The 25,996-nt window shown below is 47.5% G+C and carries 23 protein-coding genes; 7 read left to right on the forward strand and 16 right to left on the reverse strand.

Translation table 11 applies throughout. The annotated features are described in order from the left end of the window. Positions 1-3 precede the first annotated feature (3 nt). The 4 genes from folK to DFR28_RS10570 form a co-directional block, all read right to left on the reverse strand. Positions 4-534, reverse strand: a complete 531-nt coding sequence (folK, locus tag DFR28_RS10555; RefSeq protein WP_170132060.1) for a 2-amino-4-hydroxy-6-hydroxymethyldihydropteridine diphosphokinase — start codon at positions 532-534, stop codon at positions 4-6. Between the two features lie 44 nt (positions 535-578). Further along, entirely contained in the window at positions 579-2,315 is a 1,737-nt protein-coding gene (gene pcnB / locus DFR28_RS10560) for a polynucleotide adenylyltransferase PcnB (protein WP_113954278.1), read from the reverse strand. Between the two features lie 901 nt (positions 2,316-3,216). Beyond that, complete coding sequence (xerD, locus tag DFR28_RS10565) at positions 3,217-4,125, reverse strand: site-specific tyrosine recombinase XerD (RefSeq protein WP_113954279.1); 909 nt, start codon at positions 4,123-4,125, stop codon at positions 3,217-3,219. 65 nt (positions 4,126-4,190) lie between these two features. Then, on the reverse strand, positions 4,191-5,132 hold the full coding sequence (locus DFR28_RS10570) for a Gfo/Idh/MocA family protein (RefSeq protein WP_113954280.1): 942 nt from the start codon (positions 5,130-5,132) through the stop codon (positions 4,191-4,193). A gap of 172 nt (positions 5,133-5,304) precedes the next feature. Here DFR28_RS10570 and DFR28_RS10575 point away from each other — a divergent pair, with 172 nt between their 5' ends. Together DFR28_RS10575 and DFR28_RS10580 are read left to right on the forward strand one after the other, a co-directional pair. Further along, positions 5,305-5,892 (forward strand): Maf family protein, encoded by a 588-nt coding sequence (locus DFR28_RS10575; RefSeq protein ID WP_113954281.1) that lies wholly within the window; start codon positions 5,305-5,307, stop codon positions 5,890-5,892. A 15-nt stretch (positions 5,893-5,907) separates the two neighbouring features. Then, positions 5,908-6,678 carry a glycosyltransferase family 2 protein gene (locus DFR28_RS10580; RefSeq protein ID WP_113954282.1) on the forward strand — a complete coding sequence of 257 codons (771 nt, stop codon included), beginning with the start codon at positions 5,908-5,910 and terminating at the stop codon, positions 6,676-6,678. Positions 6,679-6,693: 15 nt separating this feature from the next. On the opposite strand, the gene DFR28_RS10585 is transcribed toward DFR28_RS10580, so the two are convergent. Genes DFR28_RS10585 through DFR28_RS10600 form a run of 4 tightly spaced genes read right to left on the reverse strand, consistent with a single transcriptional unit; the run spans position 6,694 to position 9,760 of the window. After that, positions 6,694-7,677, reverse strand: coding sequence for a S49 family peptidase (locus DFR28_RS10585; protein WP_113954283.1), 984 nt, complete (start codon positions 7,675-7,677; stop codon positions 6,694-6,696). Positions 7,678-7,700: 23 nt separating this feature from the next. Then, positions 7,701-8,096 (reverse strand): Rieske (2Fe-2S) protein, encoded by a 396-nt coding sequence (locus DFR28_RS10590; RefSeq protein ID WP_113954284.1) that lies wholly within the window; start codon positions 8,094-8,096, stop codon positions 7,701-7,703. Then, positions 8,093-8,761 (reverse strand): HAD-IA family hydrolase, encoded by a 669-nt coding sequence (locus tag DFR28_RS10595; RefSeq protein WP_113954285.1) that lies wholly within the window; start codon positions 8,759-8,761, stop codon positions 8,093-8,095. Before DFR28_RS10595 ends, DFR28_RS10590 begins: the two co-directional genes overlap by 4 nt. Positions 8,762-8,764: 3 nt before the next feature. Beyond that, positions 8,765-9,760, reverse strand: coding sequence for an RluA family pseudouridine synthase (locus tag DFR28_RS10600; RefSeq protein WP_113954286.1), 996 nt, complete (start codon positions 9,758-9,760; stop codon positions 8,765-8,767). Between the two features lie 1,230 nt (positions 9,761-10,990). Between DFR28_RS10600 and DFR28_RS10610 the strand changes: the two genes are divergently transcribed. Genes DFR28_RS10610 through DFR28_RS10620 form a run of 3 tightly spaced genes read left to right on the forward strand, consistent with a single transcriptional unit; the run spans position 10,991 to position 16,245 of the window. Next, on the forward strand, positions 10,991-13,237 hold the full coding sequence (locus DFR28_RS10610; protein WP_113954288.1) for an Rne/Rng family ribonuclease: 2,247 nt from the start codon (positions 10,991-10,993) through the stop codon (positions 13,235-13,237). Positions 13,238-13,286: 49 nt separating this feature from the next. Beyond that, entirely contained in the window at positions 13,287-15,068 is a 1,782-nt protein-coding gene (asnB, locus tag DFR28_RS10615) for an asparagine synthase (glutamine-hydrolyzing) (protein WP_113954289.1), read from the forward strand. Then, positions 15,052-16,245: a glycosyltransferase gene (locus DFR28_RS10620; protein ID WP_113954290.1), complete on the forward strand. Its 1,194-nt coding sequence runs from the start codon at positions 15,052-15,054 to the stop codon at positions 16,243-16,245. Before asnB ends, DFR28_RS10620 begins: the two co-directional genes overlap by 17 nt. 9 nt (positions 16,246-16,254) lie before the next feature. Here the strand turns inward: DFR28_RS10620 and DFR28_RS10625 are convergent, their stop codons facing one another. The 4 genes from DFR28_RS10625 to rlmD form a co-directional block, all read right to left on the reverse strand. After that, positions 16,255-16,725, reverse strand: a complete 471-nt coding sequence (locus tag DFR28_RS10625; protein ID WP_113954291.1) for a Dps family protein — start codon at positions 16,723-16,725, stop codon at positions 16,255-16,257. 155 nt (positions 16,726-16,880) lie between these two features. Further along, on the reverse strand, positions 16,881-18,365 hold the full coding sequence (locus DFR28_RS10630; RefSeq protein ID WP_113954292.1) for an SLC5 family protein: 1,485 nt from the start codon (positions 18,363-18,365) through the stop codon (positions 16,881-16,883). A 139-nt stretch (positions 18,366-18,504) separates the two neighbouring features. Next, positions 18,505-19,191 (reverse strand): tellurite resistance TerB family protein, encoded by a 687-nt coding sequence (locus tag DFR28_RS10635; protein ID WP_113954293.1) that lies wholly within the window; start codon positions 19,189-19,191, stop codon positions 18,505-18,507. 80 nt (positions 19,192-19,271) lie between these two features. Further along, positions 19,272-20,621 carry a 23S rRNA (uracil(1939)-C(5))-methyltransferase RlmD gene (gene rlmD / locus DFR28_RS10640; protein ID WP_113954294.1) on the reverse strand — a complete coding sequence of 450 codons (1,350 nt, stop codon included), beginning with the start codon at positions 20,619-20,621 and terminating at the stop codon, positions 19,272-19,274. Between the two features lie 200 nt (positions 20,622-20,821). On the opposite strand from rlmD, the gene DFR28_RS10645 reads away from it, so the two are divergent. After that, positions 20,822-21,214 (forward strand): MAPEG family protein, encoded by a 393-nt coding sequence (locus tag DFR28_RS10645; RefSeq protein ID WP_113954295.1) that lies wholly within the window; start codon positions 20,822-20,824, stop codon positions 21,212-21,214. Here DFR28_RS10645 and DFR28_RS10650 read toward each other — a convergent pair. The 4 genes from DFR28_RS10650 to recJ form a co-directional block, all read right to left on the reverse strand. Next, the gene (locus DFR28_RS10650; RefSeq protein WP_342773299.1) at positions 21,211-22,026 is read right to left on the reverse strand and encodes a 3'-5' exonuclease; all 816 of its coding nucleotides are present in this window, start codon (positions 22,024-22,026) and stop codon (positions 21,211-21,213) included. The genes DFR28_RS10645 and DFR28_RS10650 overlap by 4 nt on opposite strands. Continuing rightward, complete coding sequence (gene cysM, locus DFR28_RS10655; protein ID WP_113954297.1) at positions 22,013-22,912, reverse strand: cysteine synthase CysM; 900 nt, start codon at positions 22,910-22,912, stop codon at positions 22,013-22,015. Before cysM ends, DFR28_RS10650 begins: the two co-directional genes overlap by 14 nt. Positions 22,913-22,938: 26 nt before the next feature. Beyond that, on the reverse strand, positions 22,939-23,646 hold the full coding sequence (locus DFR28_RS10660) for a Bax inhibitor-1/YccA family protein (protein WP_113954298.1): 708 nt from the start codon (positions 23,644-23,646) through the stop codon (positions 22,939-22,941). Between the two features lie 65 nt (positions 23,647-23,711). Next, on the reverse strand, positions 23,712-25,436 hold the full coding sequence (recJ, locus tag DFR28_RS10665) for a single-stranded-DNA-specific exonuclease RecJ (RefSeq protein ID WP_211316955.1): 1,725 nt from the start codon (positions 25,434-25,436) through the stop codon (positions 23,712-23,714). Between the two features lie 34 nt (positions 25,437-25,470). On the opposite strand from recJ, the gene DFR28_RS10670 reads away from it, so the two are divergent. Continuing rightward, complete coding sequence (locus DFR28_RS10670; protein WP_113954299.1) at positions 25,471-25,923, forward strand: VanZ family protein; 453 nt, start codon at positions 25,471-25,473, stop codon at positions 25,921-25,923. Positions 25,924-25,996: the final 73 nt, after the last annotated feature.

The following is a 25,996-nucleotide window of genomic DNA, read 5'->3' on the forward strand; positions in this document are numbered from 1 at the left end:
GCTCTACATCACTAATCTGAAAACAGATTGCCCCTCAAATTGATTGTCGGACAACAAACTCGAAACTGAGCCTAGTAACCGATGGGCCTGATTATGCAATAGTTCGGACAATGGTAGTAGCACGAATAGACGCTCAGCGATACGCGGATGCGGAATCGATAAGTCGGCGGTATTGAGCTGCACATCTCCAAACAGCAGAATATCAATATCAATTAAGCGTGGTGCATTTTGGTTTCCGAGCACGCGCGTTCGACCCAGTAAATTTTCAATTTTCTGGGTTTTTTGCAGCAAAACCTCGGCACTAAGCGTGGTTTCCAGCGCAACCACGCAATTAACAAAATCCGGCTGCGACTGATAACCCACTGGCGACGTCAAATAGTACGCTGACGCATTTAAAATTTTGCAATTCGGCAGTTTTGACAGGTAATTCTTAGCATCAATCAACTGCTGAACTGGGTCACCTAAATTAGCCCCTAATCCCAAGTACGCGATGCTTTCAAGATGTCCCGAACCATGCTCAAGCGCACTATGCATGTCATTGACCATTCGACCGCGACTCTACTAAACGACTAACCGCGTTAAAAGTGCGGGGTCTCGTCAGTACTCACCTTACGCTTATGCCGAACTTTTACTTTTTTCTTGCTGACGCTAGCCGAAGTCACTCCAAATTCATCGGCTGGTCGAGACTCCACGAAACGCTGCTCTGTACCTGGCGCCTTACGTCGGCCATTAGCCGGCCCACGTCTACGAGATGCCTTTTTCTTAGATCGAACCTTGCTACGACGCCCACCACCTTCGGCATTGCCAACACTGTTTGGACCGGCATTACCGCTTGGCCTTGATTGAGCATTACGCGTTACTTTCTTACCTCTACGGCCGTTCTTCTTTTTCTTACCACCACCACTGCCGGCACCAGCACGACGCTGTTGAGGCTTAGGTTTACCGCCGTTGCCGAACGAGTCGTTAGCACCGCCAACATAAACGCCGTCATATCCAGTATTGCTAACATTGTAGTCAACACTATTAAAATTAGGTTCTTCTTGACTGTTCTGCGGCTGCCGCTCTTTCTTATAAGTTTTATTAAGCTCAGCGACCATCGCCTCTCGCTCTTCGTCGTCAACTTCTTGTATTTGCGTCCACCACTCACCCACTTCGGCATCCACTTCATGCACCATGGTTCGTAACAATAGAAAATCGTAAGCCGCTCTAAAACGTCGATTGGTAAGACAAGCTTTAACCATTCGTGGATTTCGTTTAATTAACCTGAAATGAATATTCCAGATATCCAAAATAATTTCCGCCAACCTTCTGGGCACCGCAACATATTGATTTTGATCGCGTAACCCATCATTCATGGCTACCCGCCACGCATGGCTTTCACTCGCACCATCATCCATTAACACTTGCGCGTCGGCTTTTACTGGATCCCACATCATGCAGGCAAACAAAAAGGCTGGAATAACCGGCTTACCTTTATTAACGCGCTTGTCGGTATTAAGTAACGCCCGCTCAGGCATGCCCTCAACACCATCAACCACCATTGAATCAGTGAATGGAAATAAATATTTAAACAGGCCGTATTTACGCAGTAACTGATAAGTGTCGTAAGCGGCTCCGCCATGAAACAACTTGAGCACTTCTTCGAACAGTCGAGCGCTTGAAACATGAGACAATAATTTGCCTTGTTCCTCAATCATTTTTAGCGCTTCAGGCTCCATTTCAAAACCAAGTTTGGCGGCGAAACGAATGACTCTCAGCATACGTACTGGGTCTTCTGTAAAACGTTGCTCTGGCTCACCGATACTGCGTAATTTCTTCGCTTTGATATCTGCGATGCCGTCCATGAAATCTAAAATCTCGCCACTTACACTATTGTAGTAGAGCGAATTAACAGTAAAGTCACGACGAACCACATCTTCTTCAATGGTTCCATAAACATTGTCGCGAAGCAGTTGTCCTTGATCTCCTTCAGACATCTCATTACTGCCTACTTTGTCACGATCGCTCGCATCGGCACGAAAAGTCGCAACTTCTAACACCTCGTAGCCATATCGTACGTGGACTAATTTGAAGCGACGACCGATGATGCGCGCGTTGCGCCCAAAGGTTCGTTTTATTTGTTCAGGTGTCGCATTGGTTGAAATATCAAAATCTTTAGGCTTGGTGCCTAGAATCAAATCTCGCACACAACCACCAACCAAATACGCGGTATAGCCAGCTTTTTGTAGTTCTTGGACGACGTGCAGTGCTTTATCACTTATATCGGCGTTATTTATACCGGCATCGGTAGCCGAGGTAATGGTTGGTATCTTCAATGGAAGTCTCTTACAATTTTATTAAGGTCTTGACAGGACGCCATGCTTGGCATCACGCCTACTATTTAATGTTCGGTGGATTATGGTTTCAGTGTGTTATCAACTACTTCACTCATCTACATAAGAACTAAATTGGAGCTAATTCTGAACTAGGTTTCAGAAAGCTATTTCGTTTACATTGAGTCTGGCAAACTGCTTACTATTCACAGTATCTGCTAATCCTAAATTTGTTATTTTTTACTCAAGTAGAGTATCGCGGCAGATTCACGCTTTCGGCTCGTAGCGCATATCCAAAATTGCACTCTATAAACCAGCAACCACGGTGCTAGCCCCGCTTAAATACACGGTGATTTAACACCTTAAGCTAGCAGCCATTATCTATTTTTCAATACCGGCATTTCGCAAGTTTCGTTACCAGACCATACAGGTAAATCTTGTTAATAAGCCGCCAACCTTTCACCACCAAACCGCATTAGCCTAAGCAATGATCTAATGGACATTTCGGCGAGTCAACAATGGGTGACTCAAGCCACACGATGCCAGAACGATTTAACCAGACTAGCAAACAGTCTCATTTCTGCCACTCAAACCTGAAATACAATGAAGTCGTGCAACAAAATCGGTGATGACTACACTGAACTTGAATATAACCTAGCAAGTTCGGAACAGTTATTCACTAGCGACTGGTGATTTTGACTGATAGGTAAAAATCGTTGCGTATGCGGCTTAGTAGGTTTAGCCCGCATTTTCTTACAGCGCATTGTATATTCTTCGTTGAGAAAATGCGTGATGGAATTAAATTCCAAGTAGGCATTCTGCACAAGTTAATCGACAGATACCAGCTTTTTTGATGTTTTTTTATTCCAGCCAAACACAATTATTCGCCCTTGCGTGGGAATCATTAGCCTCTGGGATGATGCTGGGCGTGAAGTGATTGCAATCTTTCACGGGCAACATGAGTGTAAATCTGGGTCGTCGATAAATCCGCGTGACCAAGTAACATCTGAACTGAACGCAAGTCTGCGCCATGATTAATTAAATGAGTAGCGAATGCATGACGCAACGTATGGGGCGATAGCACCTGTTCGATACCCGCCTGTTTGGCGTATTTCTTGATTAAATACCAAAACGCTTGACGAGTCATAGCGGAACCTCGCGCCGTCACAAATAGTGCGTCAGACTGTCGCCATTTTAGCAATTCGGCACGCGCTTCTAGCAAATACTGTTGCACCCAATCTACTGCCTGCTCCCCAAGCGGCACCAGCCTTTCTTTGTTACCTTTACCAACAATTCGTACCACACCGACATCCAGATTAATTTCAAGCCGTGTCAACTTCACCAATTCAGTAACTCGCAACCCGGTAGCATAGAGAGTCTCAAGCATTGCGCGGTCGCGCATACCCAGCGCGATTGACGTATCTGGCGCAGAGAGCAAGTCGGAGACTTGCCGCTCACTCATCGTAATTGGCAAAGGTCGCCCCTGCTTAGGAGATCGTACTTGCACACAGGGGTCGGCGGTCGCCTTGCGTTCGCGAATACCATAGCGGTAGAAGCGTCGTAACGTAGATAGCACCCGAGCACTGCTACTGCTTTTAGTTCCTTGCGCCAAAAGAAAGGCTAGAAATCGCTGAATATCAGCTTGAGAGGCAGCGAACAACAAGGTATCGCCCAGAAACCGCGCGTAGCTAGTTAAATCTGACCGGTATGCCGACAATGTATTCTTCGATAAGCCAGACTCGATCCACAATGCATCAATAAACAAATCGATGGCTTCTTTGTTTTCCGCATTAATTTGTGGTTTTGATGTCATGCCCCGAGTATAGCAGCGATAAGCGCTAGCAAAAGGCTAGCTCGACCAATGCGGTAGACCGACGCTCAACCAGTAAAGGCCGCCACCGTTGAGCGCTCCGCCAGCATAAAGGCATCCGCCACCAGCTGCAACGGCCGCAAATCAACATCAGATTGAGCCTGTTGAATTAACTCAGAAAACCGCGCATAAATGGCCTGATACTCGCAGTACTCTGAGCTTTCAGGTAACTCAACAAGCTGACCATCAACCGACAAACTGCCACCACCATGACTAATTTTGATCAGACCATCACTGGTGATGAACTCGATATCCCACACTTCATCGCCCGTTTGACGCCAATCAAATTCAGCAGGGATTCGTTTTCCACTTGCTGAGATAAAATTAATAGACGCCGCGATTGGCGCTGCTCGATTTTCGGGAAACTCCAAATGAGCAGAGGACACAAACATCGACTCTGACAAGACATCAGTCAAAATCGACAAACCGTTGATACCTGGGTCAAATACTCCCAAACCTCCAGCTTGCCAAATCCAATCTTGCCCCGGATGCCACTTTCGAACATCTTCTTTCCACGTAAGTTTTACCGACTGTACAACACTACTAGCCAAGCGCTGTTTGGCTACGCTGACCGCTGAGCCATGACGAGAATGCCAAGTTGCATACAAACTTAGCCCTTTGCCGTTGGCTAAAGCGACCAACTCATTTACCTCCGAGACAGTTGCGCCAGGAGGCTTCTCAAGCAACACATGCAAACCGTGTTGCAACGCGACTTGGGCCGCGGCAAACCGATATTGCGGTGGCATACAAAGCGCGACCGCATGCAGTTCCGGTTCAGCCGCAACCATCGCCTCAATTGTCTTATACGCAGCGACCCCTGGCACCACGCCATTGCGGCTCGCGGTGGCGAGAAGGTGAAAGTCGCTATTGCTCCGAATCGATGGCAAATGCTGATCTTGGACTATTTTGCCCACTCCAACTATGCCCAGATTAATAGGTTTTGATTGCATGTCGTATTCTTTCTGAAGTGTAAGCGATAATCTTATCACATGTCATATTTATCTTATAATTAAATACCTCAAGACGGACTCATATTTACCCGAGTCCGTGCAAGCGGCTCCGTTTTAACGCATAATCCGCAGGCAATCACATTGAACTTATATCTGCGCTAAATCACCTTAAATGTCAAACCTTCCACTCGTCCTTGGCTCTTCCTCACCGTTCAGAAAAATGTTACTGGAACGCCTCATGGTGCCATTTTCCACCTTCAGCCCAGACATCGATGAATCAGCTCATGACGGCGAAACACCCAAACAGTTGGTCGAACGTCTAGCCATCGAGAAAGCCTTGGAAACGGCTAAGCATTTTCCCAATAGCCTGATTATTGGCTCAGATCAGGTGGCTCTACATGACCAAGAAATTGTCGGCAAACCCGGCACACACGAGCGCGCCGTAGAACAACTCCAAGCCGCCTCGGGCAAAAAAATAGCACTTTTCACCGGTTTAGCCTTAGTGAATTCAAAAACCGGACGCATTCAGTCTGAAGTGGTGCCTTTCTCCGCGCATTTTAAAAAGCTATCTGAGCGCACTATTGAATGCTACTTGCGCAAAGAAGAACCATACAACTGTGCCGGCAGCGTTAAGTCAGAGGGGCTCGGCGTGGCCTTGCTAGAACGGTTTGAAGGCGATGATCCAAATGCTCTAATTGGCCTACCACTTATTAGACTGGTTGCAATGTTAGAAGCTGAAGATTACGACCTGTTTGCATAAACACAACACAAGCCAATGCTAGATAGTATTACCCCAGTCATCCTGACTTACAACGAGGCTCCCAACATCGAGCGAACCTTGTCGGCGTTAAGTTGGGCACGTCGTATAATTGTACTTGATAGCTTCAGTGATGATGAGACAGAAACAATTTGTCGGCGCTTCGATAACGTACACTTTACGCAGCGTGAGTTTGACCAACATGCCACCCAGTGGAATGCAGCAATCGCACAACAAATTGACACCGAGTGGACCTTAGCATTGGATGCTGATCACGTAGTCAGCAGCGCGTTAATTGCCACATTGTCGAAACTCAAGCCCGCACGTGAAACCCAAGGCTACTGGATTCCTTTCATTTATAAAATCAACGGCCAAGCTTTACGGGGGTCACTCTACCCTCCACTAGTGTCACTCTACCGGAGCGGACGCGGCATCTATATGCAAGACGGACATACCCAACGCGTAGAGGTACCGGGTCAACTAGATAAACTATCAGCACATATTTATCACGATGACCGAAAAGCCGTCAGCCGTTGGCGGCAATCACAAAAGAAATATGCCGCTCAAGAAGCGCACAAGCTCGCTACCGCACCATTCAAGCAATTGAAATTACAGGATAAATTTCGCTATCTGGGTATAGCGCCGCTAATAGTTTTACCCTACACCTTATTTGTCAAAGGCGTCGTTATCGACGGCGCAACGGGGGTTCAATATGCCTGGCAACGCTTCATGGCGGAACTCTATCTGCAGCAAGCTCGGCTCACTTTACTCTACAAAAAAACCGACTAAGCATCGCTTAAACGACTAACGCAGAATCATCGATCCACCAAATACATTGGCAATACCAGTGCCAATAGACACGCCAAAATCACTGGCCAGCTGATCAAGAAAACTAGGCTTAAACGTGTAATCTACGACCGTTTCCTGACCAATAACATCACGCGCAACGCTCTGCAAACTGCCAAAATCGTCAACCAAACCTAACATTTTAGCTTGCTCGCCACTCCAAAACAGTCCACTAAATAGATCCGGATTGTCGGCTAATTTGTCACCACGACCTTGCTTCACTTTGTCGATAAATTGTTGATGCACTATATTTAGCATTGCCTCAGCATGTGCCTTCTGGGCTGGTTTCACCGGCAAGAAAGGATCAAGTATTGACTTGTTTTCACCGGCCGTTAGCGAGCGTCGCTCTACCCCCAGTTTTTCCAATGTGTCAACAAACCCAAAACTATCCATGCGGACCCCAATTGATCCAACAATAGAAGATGGATTGGCGTAGATACTGTCAGCGGCAGCAGCGACATAGTAGCCACCAGATGCGCAAATATCAGAAACCACCACGTGCAGCGGCTTATTTGGATACAAGGTGCGCAAACGTGTTATTTCGCTATTGATTTCATCAGATTGCACTGGTGATCCACCAGGACTATTAATGCGCAAAACAACACCTTTGGACTGCTTTGCTTCAAACGCGCGACGCAAACTAACATTCATTTGGTCTGCAAATACGCCGCCTTTGATACCAATGGGACCGCTCAAATCAACCAAGGCAGTGTGTGGTCGCGATGCATTAATATCCGAGCCCGCACTACCAGCAAACAGCAGCGCACTCATTAAATAAAGAATGATTAAACCGAGCACCAAAAACCTAAAAAAACGACGCCACTTTCGGTCGTTCATATAGTCTTCGGCTAGTCGCATCAGCACGTCATTATTAGCGATCGGAGCCGCATTACTGCCCGGCAAAGGGCCAGGGTATTCAGGGGTCTTCTTTTTTCCAAACATCTGAGGTTCTCAATCTAGTTAATTTATGCCGAATCGGTCGTCGCGCTCGACACCACACGGTAACGCTCGCTGACCAAATATAGATAGTGGTCGCGACACACAATTTCAATTGCATCAAGCCCGACGCCATAACATGGACCGCCGAGACAGGCGCCCGTGTCAGGCGCGTATTCCGCTCCGTGAGTGGCACAGATCAGGGTACGACCATCGTCGCTGAAAAACTCTCCAGCTTGATAATCGAGCTGCACAGCGATGTGTCCGCAGCGATTTAAGTATGCAAAATAGCCACCATCAAAGCGCACCACAAAGGCAGGAATTAGCTCCCCACTCTGATCATTAACATCAAAACGCAGCCCCACTCCACCTTCTACAAGACCGCTCGCAGAGCCAATTAATTGCATCTTTGAATCATCAATCATCGATAAGCCTTTTCTAATCTCTCGTTACGTAGCCATGCTACCACCTCAGAAAAACTCGGCATGATATCGAGTGCTTTCGTCTGCTTTAATGAGGTTTCGGGATGCACACCGTAACTAACACCTAAGCCGGCCACCTGAGCACCAGCCGCCATTTCCATATCAAACGTGGTGTCACCGATCATAATTGCTTTAGCCGGATGAATAGCCGTGTAGTCCAAAATGTCATGCAACATTTGCGGATGCGGTTTGGAACGAGATTCATCGGCGCAACGCGTGTAGATAAAATGATCCGCTAGCCCAGTCACCGAAAAAGCGCGATCCAAACCAACGCGCGACTTACCGGTTGCAACCGCCACCACCGCGCCCGCCTCGGCAATTTCCCGCAAGCCGTTCTCGACCCCGTGAAACAATGACTGTTCGGTGCTGTCACCCGTTACAAAATGATATTTATACGCCTCAACCACCGCGCCCAGTTGCGCTTGGCTAGCACTTGGAAACAGTTGACACATTGCCTCCATCAAACCCAAACCAATAATACTTTTTGCTGCCGCATCCGATGGTGGCAGCAAATCTACGTCGACCGCTGCAGCACGTATGCAATTAGCAATTTTTTGCGCGGAATTCATAATGGTTCCGTCCCAATCAAATATTACAAGCTGATACATTATTTATACGCCCGCCAAGCCTAAATTGTTCAATACCGCCTCAAGTTCACTCGGTAGCGGTGCCTTAATTTCAATACTGACCTGTGTTACCGGATGAAAAAACCGCAAACTCGCCGCGTGTAAAAATAAGCGTGACAAACCCGACTTCTTCATTACTTTATTAAACTCAAGGTCTCCATATTTGGGATCGCCAGCAACAGGGTGCCCCTCGGCAAGTGCATGCACTCTAACCTGATGAGTCCGACCAGTAAGCAGCTTAACCTCAATCAACGAAGCCGTTTCCGACACCGCAATTGGTGACATTAGTGAACGAGCAAATCGGCCATTGGCATCGACCACCACCACACGCTCACCATGCTGCCGAGCTTCCGTGTTCAACGCCTTGGTTACATCACGCGCACCATGCTTCCACTTACCTTTAACCAGCGTCAAATAACGCTTATCAAGCCGCCCCGTGGTTAATGAATTATTTTTAAAATCATCATGTAAGCGTTTTAGCGCGCTGGCTTTCTTGGCCAATACTAAACAACCAGATGTTGCACGATCCAAACGATGCACCAACTCAAGATACGGCAACTCACTACGCGCCGCACGTAGCGCTTCGATCACGCCAATTTTAATACCACTGCCTGCGTGCACAGCCATTCCTGATGGCTTATTAAGCACAATCAAGGTGTCATCTTCGTATAACACGGCCTTACACAGAAACTCATAACGAGCACCATCAATCGGCTCCGAGTTGTCTTTAGCAAGTCGTATCGGAGGAATTCGAACTGAATCACCCAATTGAAGCTTGGTGGTTTGCTTTACACGCCCCTTGTTAACCCGCACTTCACCTTTGCGAATAATTCGATAAATATGAGTTTTCGGCACACCTTTAAGGTGAGTAAAGAGGAAGTTATCGACACGCTGTCCAGCGTGCGCCTCACCGATTTCAACAAAATAAGGTTTATCGCCCCGAGATGCGGTTTGAGAAGAACTACCTGCGCTTTTTGGCACGAATATAACCGATGAATTAAAAGCAGTAATTATACGGCAGTTTACGTCCCAGCCCAACGTCTGTCAGAGCTAATAGCTGTGCGCTTTTTCGCCAATTGCGTAAACCGCACTCAGCTGTTATGATCCGCCAGTCCGGTACGACTAATTAATGATTGTCTAGCGCGCAGTTCATACTGTCAAACTAAGGCACTCAATTCCAAGTCTCCTAATGAGCGGCGGAATGCCTTCGTACTGTACATGATAAGACTCAATGAATCGTTGCCCGGCCTAACTCAGGTCAGACTACGGTTCATAAGAATCAGTAGCTTCATTGTCGGTTTAACCACACTTGATTCAGTGCACTTGATTGAGCTTTTACGTCTGTATCCGCTTCACCTTGATTTGACCCTGCAGTGTTTTTTTAGCAGGTGGCTAAATGTTAGCGGTAATGCCAAGCACTCTGTGCACAGCATCGACATACTTGCCTTTCAATTGACAAAATCGCAAACCGATGAGCAACAAACGGCTCCCATGAATGCTGCAGCCAGGGCAATGTTCCTCACCCTGAATTTTGAGGAACACCGATAGCCGAGACACAACTTCGGACTATCAACAACAGTCGTAACAGTCTTTCGAGGCAACTCGGAGAGCTTGTTGAACGATACTCGCAGTGAACGGAAGCGGCTATAAGGCGCAATAATGGACGGTTACTCAATTGGTTACCCCATTATTAAGCACCAGCATTAGCCACCGAACATGTGAACTATTAACGATGGTTGGTGAATGAAAAGATTTAGCCTGCTTTTGGCAGGCAAACATGCTTGAAAGAAGCCCAAATGAAATTCCGCCTTTATTAAAGGATGATTTATTTGACACGGCGTTATTGCAGGCATGGGCTTTAAATTATAAAGCCACCGCATTTTAGTTCACTAGAATGCGTCAGTATAGATTGTGATCTCTCTGCTGAAATTGATTTGATCGCCGTACGTAATTACATCGGCCCATCAAATTGACCTTGCAGACCGTAGTGTTTTGTAGTTTGAAACCTTGTGAAACAATTAATACGTCACTAAATCGCTGTTCAGAACACCAATATCAACGTTGCATCGAAGCAATACATTCCTAAGGGACGTATCGATTCGACGCTTCAGATACATCATTAACGGCTCTGCGCTTATCGACGATCAACAATATCTCAGCCACTACTGACCGACTGTTTTCTTATTACTTGCCGCGGGCAAAGAGGAAGACATGAAAAGAATGCTATTTAATGCAACGCACCCAGAAGAGTTACGCGTTGCCATCGTAGACGGCCAAAAATTGGTGGATTTGGACATTGAGTCTGCCAGCACCGCGCTAAAAAAGGGCAACATCTATAAGGGAAAAATCACTCGTATTGAGCCAAGTCTCGAAGCAGCCTTCGTTGAATACGGCGGAAATCGCCAAGGCTTTTTACCAATGAAAGAGGTGTCTCGCACCTACTTCCAAAACTACAATTCAGACACGCCGATTTCTCAAGTTAAGATTGCCGATGCATTGAAAACCGGCCAAGAACTATTAGTTCAAGTCGAGAAAGATGAACGAGGCAATAAAGGCGCCGCACTGACTACCTTTATTAGTTTAGCCGGACGCTATTTAGTGTTCATGCCAAACAATCCAAAAGGCGGCGGCATCTCACGTCGAATCGAAGGACAAGAACGTCAGGAATTGCGCGACGCAATGTCTGAACTAGAAATCCCCAAAGAGCACGCATTAATTGCCCGCACCGCAGGCATCGGCAAAAGCTCTGAAGAGCTACAATGGGATTTGGACTACTTACAACGATTATCTGACGCCATTCAAGGTGCTGCAGACTCACAGCCAGCGCCATTTTTGGTGTATCAAGAAACCAACCTAGTCGTACGCTCTATTCGCGACTATTTTCGCAGTGACATAGCCGAAATCATCATCGATGACCAAGAGGTGTTTGATCGCGCTACCCGTTTCATGAAGCAAGTGATGCCGCAGAATGTCATCAAGCTCAAGCTTTACGAAGACACTGTGCCACTTTTTTCTCGTTACCAAGTTGAACATCAAATTGAATCTGCTTACGCACGTGAAGTTCGATTGCAAGCCGGTGGCGCCTTAGTTATCGACCCAACCGAAGCACTAACCTCAATCGATGTTAACTCAGCTCGCGCTACCAAGGGCGGCGACATCGAAGAAACCGCACTGCAAACCAATATGGAAGCGGCTGAGGAAATTGCACGTCAACTACGTATTCGCGATTTAGGCGGCTTAGTCGTCATCGATTTTATCGATATGTTAGCCAACAAAAATCAACGAGCAGTCGAGCAGTGTTTACAAAAAGCCCTGAAAGCTGACCGCGCTCGCGTACAAGTAGGTCGAATCTCACGTTTTGGTTTACTTGAAATGTCACGCCAACGGCTACGTTCGTCGATCAGCGATTCAAATTATCAAGTATGTCCGCGCTGCGAAGGCAATGGCCACATTCGAAGCGTTGGCTCATCAGCATTAAGCGTACTTCGCATAATCGAAGAAGAAGCGCTGAAAGAAAACACTGAAGCGATTAATGCGCATTTACCGATCAAGACTGCGACCTACTTGCTCAATGAGAAGCGTCATGAAGTCAGCTTACTAGAGAACCGACTCGGCACTAACATAACGATTGTACCGACGATTGAGCTAGAAACGCCTCACTTTAGGATTCAACGTCTCCGCAGCGAAGATTTGGATGAAATGCCAAACCTACCAAGCTATAAGACAGAAATACAAGAGCCTAAAGAAGATCCTCGCAAAGCAAAATATCAAAAGAAAAATCAGGCGAGCAATGTAGTCATTGCGCCGAATACAGCGCCAGCAGTGGGTATCGAATCAGTGCAAATGGGTGACATTCCAACACCTAAACCGGCACCAGTTGTACCTGAGCCTATCAAACCAGGACTATTTGTTCGCCTCTGGCGCGCGCTATTCGCTACTGGCGACGAAGAACAGCCGAAGAAACCAAAGAAAGACCACAAGAAAAGCCATTCACGCGACGGTAACAAGAACCAGCGTCACGGCGGTGGTAATCGTGGTGGCAAAAAAGGTGGTAATCCTCGCAATGCTCAAGGGCGCGGCGGTAAACAAAAGAAACAAACATCACCAGCAAATGCCGAAGGCAAGCCGCAACAAGGCAAGCAAGGTAACACCGCAACAAATCGCGGCAATGACACAACTAACAGTGGCGGCAACAGTAACAGCAACAATCGCAATCGGAACCGCAACCGGAACCGCAATCGCAATCGCTCGCGTGGAAATAATAACAATCCAGGCAATGTTAATAATTCCGATGCTAACGGCTCTGGTTCCAACAACTCTAGTTCCAACAACTCTGGCGCAAATAACGCAAAACCAAACAATCCAGCACCAAGAGAAGCGCAATCAAATAAAGGCGCAACGAGTGCCAATAAGCCAAATGCTAACAAACCTGAGAAAGTGAATACCTCAGAGAGCTAAGTAACTGATATAGTTAGTAATCCTTACCAGACACTCGTAACAAATTACTATGTGTGGCATAGCCGGATTACTATCTACTGACGCAAAACAAGACATGGCCGCTCCACTTGCGGCTATGCAAAACGCTCTAACTCACCGCGGCCCAGACGGCCGCGGTGAGTATTTATCACCGTCACGACAGGCCGGGCTTACCCATACCCGACTCGCCATCATCGACTTGACCGCTAGCGGCGGACAACCCATGACAAGCAGCGATGGTCGATACACCATTACCTTCAATGGTGAAATTTATAATTACCAACAACTTAGAAAACGCTTAGAAGCCAGTGGCGAATCATTTGCGACCAATTCCGACACTGAAGTGATTCTTAAAATGTACGCCAGCAAAGGATCTAAATGCGTACACTTTTTACGAGGCATGTTCGCCTTTTTAATTTGGGATGAAAAAAACAAAACAGCGTTTGCGGCCCGCGATCCATTAGGTATAAAGCCGTTTTATTACCTCCGCAGTAAAGGCGAATTTGCATTTGGTTCCGAGCTTCGATCCGTACTCGCGAGCGGTTTAAGCAATCGCAGGCTGTCATCGACAGGCTTAACCAGCTATTTTTTACGAGGCACTCCTCAAGAGCCGAACACGCTAATTAGAGATATTAAATTACTTCCTGCTGGCTCACACTTAACTTGGCGAAAAGGCCGAGTTTCGTTAAAAACATACTGGAAAGTAAAATTCAAACCGCAATATGTTAACCGCAAGCAAGCCACCGAAATGACCCGCGTGGCCTTGCAAGACAGCATTAGAGCGCATTTCGTGAGCGATGTCCCGGTTGGCATATTCTTAAGCGGCGGCATTGATTCGAGCGCCTTGGTCGCCTTAGCGACTAAAGTTTCGAAAAAGCCAATAAATACTTATTCCTTGGTTTTTGACAGCCCCGAATGGAACGAAGGCGATGTCGCAAAACGAACGGCCGAGCATTTTGGCACCAACCATACAGAGTTGTTAATGACTCCAATGGTGGCAATGCCACTATTCCAGCAATATTTAGATGCGGTTGATCAACCAACGATTGATGGTTTCAATACCTTTTGTGTCGCCAAACTAGCTCGTGAGCACGGTGAGAAAGTTGTCTTGTCTGGGCTCGGCGCCGATGAACTCTTTGCCGGCTATAAATCGTTTGACCTAATACCTGAAATGTTAGCGCAAAGCGCTCGACTTGCCCCTTTCACACCACTTCTTAAGTTCTTGTCTAAACCCCTGCAGACGGTACTCCCGACCAAATACCGACGCATGCTGGACGCGTTGCTCAATCCAAAATCAGTAGCCGCGGCACATCTAGCACTAAGAGGCATTTTTTCTTCCAGCGAGAGCGTGGCGCTAACCAAGCAGTATACTGGCACCACGGCGACACTACCCAAGCTGTCATCAGCCAAATGCGAAGATCTCGCCGACGACATTAGTGCTTTAGAGTTAAACGTTTACATGCGCAACCAGTTGCTGCGCGACAGTGACATGGCTAGCATGGCATGGGGCTTAGAACTACGCGTACCATTTGTAGACAAGGTGCTGATCGATCGAATAAGTACAATACCTGCCGATCTACGTTTATTGCAGGGTAAACGCCTACTGATCGATGCTGTGCCTGAGTTACCAAACTGGGTCATAGACCGCCCTAAACAAGGCTTTAGATTCCCGTTTGATGAGTGGTTTTCAGACGAATGGGAAGACCTAGCACCAACCAAGACTCCTATGTGGATTCCGCTAAAACCGTGGTACCGAAAATGGAGCCTCGTGGTTTTGAACGAGTGGATTCAACGTCATGTCAAAACCAGTTAACAGCCTAAAGGTTCTGCACGTCATACCGTCGATTGCAGCCTGCCGTGGCGGCCCTAGTCAGGCTGTCATTGAAATGGTCTCAGCTCTTCGTAAAGCTGGGGTTAACGCAGAAATCGCCACCACTAACGATGACGGTCCAAGCAAGCTCGACGTGGCTCTAAATTCACTCATTGACTATCAAGGTGTACCGGTCCGTTTCTTCAACCGTTTATCACCACCGATCTCAGCCTTGCGTGAGTTCGGCGTGTCTGTTCGCTTCACTCAATGGCTAAATCGCCATGCGGCAGATTATGACTTAATTCATGTACACGCCATCTTCTCCTATTGCTCAACTCGGGCTATGCAAATTGCGAGAAAGCGGTCGATTCCTTACATAGTGCGCCCAATCGGCCAACTAGAAAAATGGTCCTTGCAACAATCGAAGATTCGCAAACAGCAATATTTGAACTGGTTTGAGCAACGTAACCTAGAGCGCGCGGACTGCGTACATTTTACCGCCGAATCAGAACAACAGCAGGCATTAGCGGTGCTGCCTAAACTGGTCAACACAGTTATTCCTCTCGGGCTTAATGTGCCAATCCAAGTGCGCGAGGCTAAGTCTAAAATAGTGAATCGCTGGTCGCTCGAACGTGACGCACCAATCATTTTATACCTATCTCGTTTACATCCTAAGAAAGGCTTAGAACCACTAATTACCGCACTCAGTCAGATTGATGATCTGCCGTTTCAGCTCATCATTGCTGGTGATGGAGAGCCTGCTTATCGCCGCACACTAGAAGCCCTGAGCAATAAGCTCCATATGGCTGATCGGTGTCGTTTTATTGGCTTTGTTCGGGGTACCGAAAAGACCCTACTACTACAGGGAGCGGACTTATTTGTATTGACGTCGTTTTCTGAAAATTTCGGCATTTCTGCGTTAGAAGCAATGGCGTCAGGCACCGCCGTATTACTCAGCAACGAGGTTGCCTTGGCGGCAATTGTCAAAGACCATGCGTTAGGTTGGGTTGCCGAGCTAGATAACGACGACATTAAAGCAAAGCTACTGCTTGCCTTATCCGATGTCGACACTACTCGCGAGCGCGGAAGCGCTGCCCGAGACTATGTTGAGCAGCACTTCCAGTGGTCACACATCGTGCAACAATTAATCCGCCGTTATAAAGCAATAACGCATGATTAATATCAAAAACTAAGCGTTCAACGCACGCAACATCCAAGCAGTCTTCTCGTGGATACGCATCCGGTCTGAAATAAGCGCTGCAGACGACTCATCGTCCGCTGCTTGTGCTACGGCCAACGCTGCACGACATGTTTTAACCACTTGCTCATGCCCCGCCGTTAACAGCGCTACCATTTGGTCCGCTGACGGCACACCTTCAACCTCTTTAATAGAGCTTAACTCGGCAAACTGTTTATACGTTCCAGGAGCGGCTACATCTAAGCTACGAATACGCTCAGCAATATCATCTACCGCTATCGCAAGCTCGGTGTAATGGGTCTCGAACATCAAATGTAATTGATGGAACATTGGTCCAGTGATATTCCAGTGAAAGTTGTGAGTTTGAAGATACAGAGTGTAAGAGTCTGCCAATAAATTCTTCAAATGGTTGGCGATCGCTTCGCGGTCAGCTTGGTTAATACCAATATCAATAGTACTCATATTTTCCTCGGGTTAATTTACGTTCGCTATGTGTACTACAGTACAAAACCTCAAGCACAATGTGAAATCGTTTAGATAAATATCAGTTATCGTCAACACCTATTAAAACATAAATTTATATAGCATCTGACTCGATATCACATCAATACTCCGCATTAGGCAGCCGCACTAGCCGCCCACGAGAACGTCGCTTTACGCCCCAACACCAGGCGATTAAACAACAACGCACCGCCCACACAAGACCACAGGGTAATAAACATCAAGTGGATATAGTGTAGATCAATCGGTGGTTTCGCCAAGCCAAATAACTGTTGGCCAAAAGATAAATAGCCATACAGCAAAACACCTAACACCACAGCAAATATAGCCGCCCGATAATCGACATTCTGAAACATTAAGCCAACTATAAAACACGCCACAATCGGCATACTCAAAAGGCCGTACATCTGTTGGATCAAGTTAATGATGCTGTCAGCGCCGGCATACATCGGCACCAAGGCCAACGCAATAAGCAAAAATACGACTGTCGCGATCGCATTCAGTCGCTTCACATTGGGCGTACTGCTTATATACTTTTCATGAAAATCACAAACATATAAAGCCGCCGATGAATTAACAATACTGTTGAAACTAGTCAATACCGCAGCCGCCAACGCCGCAGCAAACATGCCGGACATCCATAATGGCAATACATCCCCAACAATACGGCCATACGCCGAATCACCAATATCCCCATACAATTTATAAGAGACAATGCCAGGTAACACAATCATCGCTGGCACAATCAACAAGCGAATAACGGCGGCTACCTGCACACCCTTCTGACCTTCCGCCAACGTTGGTGAAGCCATGGCTCGCTGCGTGATGGTCTGATTAGTACTCCAATAGTAAATTTGAATAAAGATCATGCCGGTCAATAACGTATGCCAAGGAATTGGCGAATCATTGCCGCCAATTAGCGTCAATCGTTCGGTCGGGATACCACTAAAATCAAAATCAATGGCTTTCAAAGAGAGCACCACAACCAACATGCCCAACCCGAGCAATAGCACACCGCTATAAGTATCGGACACAGCCACCGCGCGCAGTCCGCCCAATGCCGCATAAGCCGCACCGATCACGGCGAAAGCGGCCGAGATAATCATTAACGTGCGTAGACTCTCATCTAAGCCAAACATTCCCTGCATCGCCAAAGACCCGGTATACAACACGGTTGGCATAAAAATCAGCACATTGCCCAACATGAACAACATTCCGATAACCGCACGGATATGATGATTGTTATAACGCTTCTCTAACAACTCAGTCGTGGTTGTGCACTCGTATTTGTAATAAATGGGCAAAAACACACGCGACAAAATAATCAGACCGACCACTGCTGAGAACTCCCACCAAGCCAGTAAGGCCATCTGATTGCCATTCATACCAACCAACTGGTCGGTACTCAGGTTGGTCAGCGTTATTGAACCAGCCACAAACACCCATGTTAGGCCACCGCCGGCCAAAAACACTTCTTTGTTGTCGGACTGAGTGGTATGCGTCGCGGGGCCATCTACACGCCGGCACTTCAAATAAGTGATGAAGGCGATCATCGACGTAACTAGAATAAAAACGGCTACTTGCACGGTTTGCAACGGCATAGTGAGTTCTCCAATGGCTAAATTTGACTGTGATCGTTAATCGATCATCTATTAATCATATAAATAATACCAATGATGTTGCTGCATAACCAGCTGAAATTCTAGCAAGCGCTTTCGTCGTTATATCAACCCAGTTGTTTTAGACTACTTCTGCTTCCAGTGCCGAAATAAGATCTGGTGATAACTTTAGGTTGGCAACCAATTCATCCCTAAATTGCTTCTCAACCCCAGTTGCGGTATCGGAGATTAGCAAACGGGTAGCTAAGTAAACCTCGTTTGCTTCGGCGACGTTAGAAACACGACTGGCCAACTGTTGCGCGCTTAGCGGCGCATCAACAATCGACTCCAGTGCAGCAGCATCGTCACTCGACAAATGCAGTTCAAGAATTTGATGTTTGATTGCAAGTTGCTCGGCGTCATCTATACGGCCGTCAGCATTGGCTGCTGCAACCATGGCCTGAATAATCAACAAGCCACGTTGACTTGCCGGTTCGGCATCGAGCTCATGAATTGGTGTGAACACCTCACCCGTAGACTGCCAGTTTTGGTAACCTTTGTAAGCCGCCGCCCCCAGTGCGGCAAGGCCTCCAAGCTTTAACGCGGTACCGGTTAAACTACGCCCGCCGCGAGTACCCAATAAGCCTACCAACAAGGCTGAAGCAAGAGCACCTTTCTTCATACCATTCAGCATAAGCTCCCGTTGCTCACCGCTTTGTGGAATGTCCAACTTGTCTTCTGCCACCGACTGCCCTTTCGAGACAGCCTGTTTACCGGCGCTCAATAACTGGTCAAGAATGTGTTTCAGGTTACTATTTTGATTGCTCATGATTAAAATGTTGGGCTAATTAGTCAGACCTCCATTTAACCACACTCGCTTGTCCGTCAGTCAAGCGAGTTAACCATGCTTTACTTTTCAAATACTGCAATCGACTCAACATGTGCGGTATGCGGAAACATATCGATGACGCCAGCTTGGGTCATACGATAGCCGTGTTCATTAACCATCACACCGGCGTCTCTCGCAAGGGTCGCTGGTCCACAGGAAACATACACGACCTTAGACGGGTTAAGTTGAGGGATTCGCTTGATCATCTCGGCCGCACCAGAGCGTGGCGGGTCGAGTAATATCTTATCGAAAGTCTGATCCAACCAACCACCGTGTGACTCACTGGTCATATCTTCTTTGAATAAATCCCCAAAATGGAAATCGACATTTTCTAGCTTATTTAGCTCTCGATTATGATGAGCGCGATTAACTAAAGCTTGATCGCCCTCGACCCCGATCACCTGACCCGCACGCCGCGCCAGTGGCAGTGTGAAGTTACCGACGCCGCAAAACAAATCCAATACGCGGTCAGAATCCTGCACATCAAGCAATTCAACAGCACGCACCACAAGCTGCTCATTAATACTGCCGTTGACTTGAATAAAATCAGTCGGCAAAAACTCAACTCGAATATCGAATGCCGGAAAGTCGTAGTACAGTGCTTCTGGTGCCGCAGGATAGAGCGGATGAACACTTTTCAAATTACCGGGCTGCAAAAACAATTGCACGTCGTGCTGTTTAGCGAACTGGGTCAATATTTCTAAGTCTTGTTGCAGCAGCGGCTCAAGGTGACGCAAAACCATCACGGTGGCGTTGTCTGCGACTGAAATCTCAACTTGTGGCAACTTATCGTTACAAGAAACTTGCTCGAGTGTCGCACGCAATATTGGTAGCAATGCCGAGACCTCCGGGTACAACACTTCACATTGTTCAGTAGGTTGTATGTAGCTACTATTGCGCTCACGAAAACCAACAATCATGCCGCCTTTTTTGGGCACAAATTTAGCACCAAGTCGAGCTCTGCGGCGATAACCCCAATGCGCTCCAACCATTGGCTCAAGCAAGGACTCTGGCTGCACGTTGCCGATTTTCTTAAAGTTCTCTAACAGAGCCTGCTGTTTATACTGAATTTGCATGTGGGTCTCAAGATGCTGCAAAACACATCCGCCACATTGACCAAACACTGGGCATTTCGGCTCGATGCGGTGCTCCGATGGCTCCAATACTTCCAATGTCGTGCCAAACAGATAACTCTTACGATTCATTACCGGCACATACATAACTCGCTCGCCTGGCAGTGCAAAATCCACAAATACGACTTTACCATCTTCGCCACGCCCCACTCCTCGTCCATCATGGGCAAGTGAATCAATGCTGATCTCACGTGGTGTTAGGTCTAGTTTTTTACGAGGTCGCGATCGTCTTGCCATAATGGTCAGCCTTAGTAAGAGTAAATTTGTGTGCTTAAACAGCGGCGTATTTTAGTGCATTTACCCTAACAACATAGAGTTTCTTTGCATACAACTCGCCAGCAAACTCAGCAATCTACAAGTAAAACCGCTAGATTATCGACAAACTGTTGCAGCAACGAGTATTATTTGACCACATAAAAATAACCAACAGAGCCGCTATGACCACTAACAGTATTGCCATCATTTCAGTGTTGATGTTAGCCCAGTACTTCTTTTTTACCATGCGTGCGGGATTAGCCCGAGGTAAAGACAAAGTCGTGGCGCCCGCCATGACCGGCGACGAGGCATTCGAAAAGCGTTTACGAGTTCAACTCAACACATTAGAGCAAATGGCGATCGCGCTTCCGGCTATGTGGCTATGCGCAACCTATTTTCGTGTCGACGTGGCCGCGGTAGCTGGGTTGGTATATTTAATCGGACGATTCTTATACTCAATCGGTTACTTGTCAGCATCAGCCAGCAAACGCGGCCCCGGCATGGGACTCACTATGCTCAGCAGCATCGTGATGCTCGGCGGCACCCTATTTGGCGCAATTCGAGCCCTCATTTAATCGACGCTACCGTTCTCCCACGCCTCAAGGAACGCTTTGAGGTGTGGTTCACCATCACGCAAAGCACTGCGAACCACTTCTTGTTCAGCTTTTAAGCCCGCCGCATCTAACTGTCCACGCATTGCTTGCCAATGCAAATACACCAAGTAAGTATTAAGCGCATCAGTTTCACAGTAATCTCGGATCGCTTTAATTTCACCAGCCTTATATTGACTCCACACGTGGGCTCCACTCATACCCATTTTGCCCGGCAAACCAAGCAATACGGCGATCTCGTCAAGTGGCGCAAAAGCACGATTATTGTAGCCCGCCAACACATCCATTAGATCGGTATGCCGTAAGTGGAAGCGACCGATATAATTGTTCCAACGAAAATTCGTATCGTCTTCACCAAGCTCCCAATAGCGTGAAGCCTGTACCCCATGAATCAAGGCTCGATAGTGCAATACCGGCAAGTCAAAACCGGAACCATTCCAAGTTACTAGCGTCGGCGTATGCTTATCGATTCCATCGAAAAAGTTTTGCACAATATCGCTTTCACTGCTGTCTTCCTTACCGATCGTCCAAACTGAAAACTGATCTTTGTGACTATTGCGATAAACCGCTGAAATAGCCACAACCCGCTGCAAATGTGTGGCGATAAAATCATTGCCGGTCTTCTCACGGCGTTTCGCGAACATCGCTTCGGCAACGTCAGAGTCGCTAAGTTCCGCGCCTAAAGATAATAGCTTTCGCCCGCCATCTACGTCAGGTACGGTTTCTATATCAAACGCTAATACATTCATCGCAGCACCATCTTTAGTACACGCCAGTGGAGAGATATCGGTCGCCCCGATCACACACAATAGACACAATCACCGCCGGTTTTTTAAGTGCTTCCTGTTCAGCCGCCACAGAGAGCGCTATCGCCATTGCACCACCAGACGACACACCGGCAAAGATACCTTCGTTAGTCGCAAGCGCGCGCATAGTTTGCTCCGCAACCTGTTGACTTACATCTAGGGTTCGATCAACACGCTGAGCCTCAAAAATCTTTGGCACATACGCTGTCGGCCAACGCCGAATACCGGGAATTTGCGACTCGCCCTCAGGTTGCACGCCGATAATCTGGATATCAGCATTCTGCTCTTTAAGGTACCGCGATACCCCCATGATGGTGCCGGTGGTCCCCATCGAGCTGATGAAGTGCGTCACCGTACCCTCGGTATCTCGCCAAATTTCAGGACCGGTGGTTTCATAATGCGCGCTCCAATTATCCGGATTAGCAAACTGATCAAGCACAATACCTTTGCCTTGTGATTGCATCTCAGTCGCCATATCTCGAGCCAACTCCATACCACCATCGGCTTGCGACACCGAAATGATTTGAGCACCAAAAGCGCGCATCGACGCGCGCCGCTCTTCACTCATATTATCCGGCATAATTAGGGTCATTTTGTAACCCTTCATCGCCGCGGCCATCGCTAAAGCGATACCAGTATTACCACTGGTAGCCTCAATCAAAGTATCTCCGGGTTTGATATCCCCGCGCGCTTCGGCCTTGGCAATCATGTTTAACGCAGGACGATCCTTGACTGAACCAGCCGGGTTATTACCCTCCAGCTTGCCCAGCACAGTTACGTACTCGCCCTGCCACAACCGTTTCAGTTTAACCAGCGGCGTGTTGCCAACAAACTCTTCTAAATACTTAAATCGCACAATACGCCGCCTTCTTCTAATAAGATTTAGTCGTCACCGAACATCATAAACATCTGCAACACAAACCGGAACATTAACGCAATAGACGCAAACAAGCCCAATGCCGCTGCAACATGCTGATGCTCTTGGTACACATGAAGAATATTAGAGGTGCTCCACAATACCCAGCCAGCAGATAGCAAGACTATGCCACCAATAGCAAATAGGCCTAGTTCAAAACCAAATATAGCGCCGGCAATACAAGTCCCAATGGCAATTATTGAACCAACCGCTAAGAACGGCCCCATAAACGAAAAGTCTTTCTTAGTGGTGAAGGCAATGTAAGTTAGTCCAGTAACCATAGCGGCCGTGGTTAACGCCGCATCCATGATCGCTGCTGGGTTATACAGCGTCGCGATATACAGTAGCGGCAAGACGATAACAGCCTCAACAAACGCATACCCAAGTAACGCGACATAATGCATGGTGAGCGAGTGTTCTGACCGCGCCCAGTTATCCGCTAAGACACCGGCACCAACAAATAAACCGAAATAGATCAAATAGTTAAGCATTCCACCTGAGAGAAATGACAGTAACACTGGGCCAGCACCAATTTGTAGCAAAAAGGCACACGACACCGCCATGAACGCGATTGACATGGCCAAATGCCCATAAGTGCGACGAATAAATCCGGCGCGTTGATCAACTGATAGATTGCTAACTACATTACCCGAAGCAACATCCAAATAGCTCATCTTTGTTCTCCATTGTGAAAAGTGTAAATTAATGTTGATAAGTTTATCACGCAGCGCGCGAAGACTTACTCAATATGTTGGAGCATTAACTGCAAACTCAAGCGCTCCCGAAACTCGTTGATATCCAGACGATACACCGCGCGAATCGTGCCCGACGGCAGCTCTGCATGCGTATCCAGATAACCAAAAAATATTGCATCGACCTGTTGTTCACCGCCTACCGGCTGCAGCACTAGTTTTGCATGCGTCTCGCCCACCACGCGTGAATCAACCACCTTAAATTCGCCCTCGAATACCGGCTCTGGAAAGCCTTGCCCCCATGGCGAAATCGTGCGCAATTGGTCCGCCAACTCCAGATTGAACTCGTCTGACTGTAAAGCACCGTCGGTCCAAACAATCTGACTCCAATCGTGATTTGCAGTCATTTCCAATGCCACGTCGTGCAACACACGCTTAAACCGCGCTAGATCACGTTCACGCACCGACAAACCAGCCGCCATAGCGTGCCCACCGAATTTAAGTATTAAATTCGGATGAAGCGCGTCAACCCGCGCCAGCAGATCACGAATATGAACCCCTTCGACGCTGCGCGCCGAACCCTTCCACTCGCCATCAGCATCGCTTGGAGCTAATGCCAACACTGGCCGTTTAGTGCGTTCTTTAATTCTAGAAGCAACCAAGCCGACTACGCCTTGATGCCAAGTAGCATCAGATAACACAAAAATTGGCGGCGTTTCCGCCGTGTCATCTAGCTCAATTTTCTCAACTACCGCCAGAGCATCTTGCTGCATTGATTGCTCAACATTGCGACGCTCTTTATTCAGCTCATCAAGCTGCAACGCCAGCGCCATGGCTTTATCCGGATCATCCGTAAGCAAACACTCAATACCAACTGACATGTCGTCCAGGCGACCCGCTGCGTTAAGTCTCGGCCCCACCGCGAAACCCAGGTCACTTGAAGACAGGCGCGCAGCATTACGCTTACCGACTGTCAACAACGCTTGAATTCCAGCACAACCTTGGCCTTGTCGAATTCGTTGCATACCTTGCTGCACCAATATTCGATTATTTGCATCGAGCGGCACAACATCAGCCACCGTGCCCAACGCCACCAGATCCAGAAACTGTGACATATTTGTTTCAGCAACCCCTTCGCTTTGGAACCAACCCTGTTTACGAAGCTGTACTCGCACCGCCAACATCACGTAAAAGATCACTCCAACGCCGGCTAAATTTTTACTCGCAAACCGATCGCCGGGCAAATTAGGGTTCACAATCACATCGGCAGTTGGAATTTCCTCACCGGGTAGATGATGGTCGGTAATTAATACCGACATTCCCAGTGCTTGAGCCGCATGCACTCCGCTCACGCTGCTGATTCCATTGTCAACCGTGACAATAATATCCGGTTGACGCATCGCGGCTACACCAACGATTTCAGGCGACAAACCATAACCAAACTCAAACCGATTTGGCACCAAATAACTAACATTTTGCAAGCCAAAAGCGCGTAGACAGCGTACCGCTAAAGCGCAACTAGTTGCTCCATCTGCGTCGAAATCGCCTACAATAACCACGTTCGCGCCAGCCATGACCGCTTCGGCCAATAACACACCGGCTTGCTCGATATTGGTCAATCCATTCGGCGGCAACAGTCGTTTTAGACTATGTTCCAACGCGGCATCACTGGTAACCCCGCGGTTATTTAAAACCTGCGAGAGAACTCTAGACACACCGGTTAAAGGACTCGCTTGAGAGGTCGTACGCGCTTGGATTTGGATATCGGTCACAGTAAACTCAAAGTAATCAAAACAGGTCGGAATTATGAACCAAGCATCCTCATATATGAAATGGTTTTACCGCATACTGTTGCTGATGCTATTTACGGCAATGAGTTTCCTCGTTACCAGATCAGGCTACAATACGGCACACTGGATGCCACACAACATATTGCGGGAGCTGGGATTAAACTACCAGCAACGACTCTGGCTAGAGACCCATACTGATATCGCACTTCACTTACTTGGTGCATTTGTCCTGACCTTGTTGCTTTACGCCGCCGATCTGCTAATTTTGCGAAAGCGAGTCACGCTTATCTTAGCCACCGTGGTCAGTTTGTGTGTTGTGGCAGAGTTTGCCCAACATATCTTAGGCCGCGACGTCGAATCCAAGGATTTACTGCTCGGAATACTCGGTAGTTTCATGGCATACTTAGTGATCCATAAAAATAAAAAGGCTAAGACTAAAACTCCTACCGTTACTGGTCAAAATGACTAGATACACAACGAAAGCACCAACATCAATGTTTTCGTGGCGTTTGCTTGGCTCTCTCAACCTACATTTAAGTAAT

The organism is Arenicella xantha, from assembly GCF_003315245.1.
Classification (GTDB): domain Bacteria; phylum Pseudomonadota; class Gammaproteobacteria; order Arenicellales; family Arenicellaceae; genus Arenicella; species Arenicella xantha.

What these genes read in the sequence shown, in the direction of transcription:
- DFR28_RS10590 (WP_113954284.1), bottom strand. Translation starts at nt 8,096, where the DNA reads ATGATTGATGATTCAAAGATGCAATTAATTGGCTCTGCGAGCGGTCTT.
- DFR28_RS10595 (WP_113954285.1), bottom strand. Translation starts at nt 8,761, where the DNA reads ATGTATCAGCTTGTAATATTTGATTGGGACGGAACCATTATGAATTCC.
- DFR28_RS10635 (WP_113954293.1), bottom strand. Translation starts at nt 19,191, where the DNA reads ATGAGCAATCAAAATAGTAACCTGAAACACATTCTTGACCAGTTATTG.
- folK (WP_170132060.1), bottom strand. Translation starts at nt 534, where the DNA reads ATGCATAGTGCGCTTGAGCATGGTTCGGGACATCTTGAAAGCATCGCG.
- asnB (WP_113954289.1), top strand. Translation starts at nt 13,287, where the DNA reads ATGTGTGGCATAGCCGGATTACTATCTACTGACGCAAAACAAGACATG.
- DFR28_RS10620 (WP_113954290.1), top strand. Translation starts at nt 15,052, where the DNA reads ATGTCAAAACCAGTTAACAGCCTAAAGGTTCTGCACGTCATACCGTCG.
- xerD (WP_113954279.1), bottom strand. Translation starts at nt 4,125, where the DNA reads ATGACATCAAAACCACAAATTAATGCGGAAAACAAAGAAGCCATCGAT.
- DFR28_RS10570 (WP_113954280.1), bottom strand. Translation starts at nt 5,132, where the DNA reads ATGCAATCAAAACCTATTAATCTGGGCATAGTTGGAGTGGGCAAAATA.
- DFR28_RS10610 (WP_113954288.1), top strand. Translation starts at nt 10,991, where the DNA reads ATGAAAAGAATGCTATTTAATGCAACGCACCCAGAAGAGTTACGCGTT.
- DFR28_RS10670 (WP_113954299.1), top strand. Translation starts at nt 25,471, where the DNA reads ATGAACCAAGCATCCTCATATATGAAATGGTTTTACCGCATACTGTTG.
- DFR28_RS10660 (WP_113954298.1), bottom strand. Translation starts at nt 23,646, where the DNA reads ATGAGCTATTTGGATGTTGCTTCGGGTAATGTAGTTAGCAATCTATCA.
- DFR28_RS10630 (WP_113954292.1), bottom strand. Translation starts at nt 18,365, where the DNA reads ATGCCGTTGCAAACCGTGCAAGTAGCCGTTTTTATTCTAGTTACGTCG.
- DFR28_RS10585 (WP_113954283.1), bottom strand. Translation starts at nt 7,677, where the DNA reads ATGTTTGGAAAAAAGAAGACCCCTGAATACCCTGGCCCTTTGCCGGGC.
- rlmD (WP_113954294.1), bottom strand. Translation starts at nt 20,621, where the DNA reads ATGGCAAGACGATCGCGACCTCGTAAAAAACTAGACCTAACACCACGT.
- DFR28_RS10645 (WP_113954295.1), top strand. Translation starts at nt 20,822, where the DNA reads ATGACCACTAACAGTATTGCCATCATTTCAGTGTTGATGTTAGCCCAG.
- DFR28_RS10575 (WP_113954281.1), top strand. Translation starts at nt 5,305, where the DNA reads ATGTCAAACCTTCCACTCGTCCTTGGCTCTTCCTCACCGTTCAGAAAA.
- DFR28_RS10580 (WP_113954282.1), top strand. Translation starts at nt 5,908, where the DNA reads ATGCTAGATAGTATTACCCCAGTCATCCTGACTTACAACGAGGCTCCC.
- DFR28_RS10625 (WP_113954291.1), bottom strand. Translation starts at nt 16,725, where the DNA reads ATGAGTACTATTGATATTGGTATTAACCAAGCTGACCGCGAAGCGATC.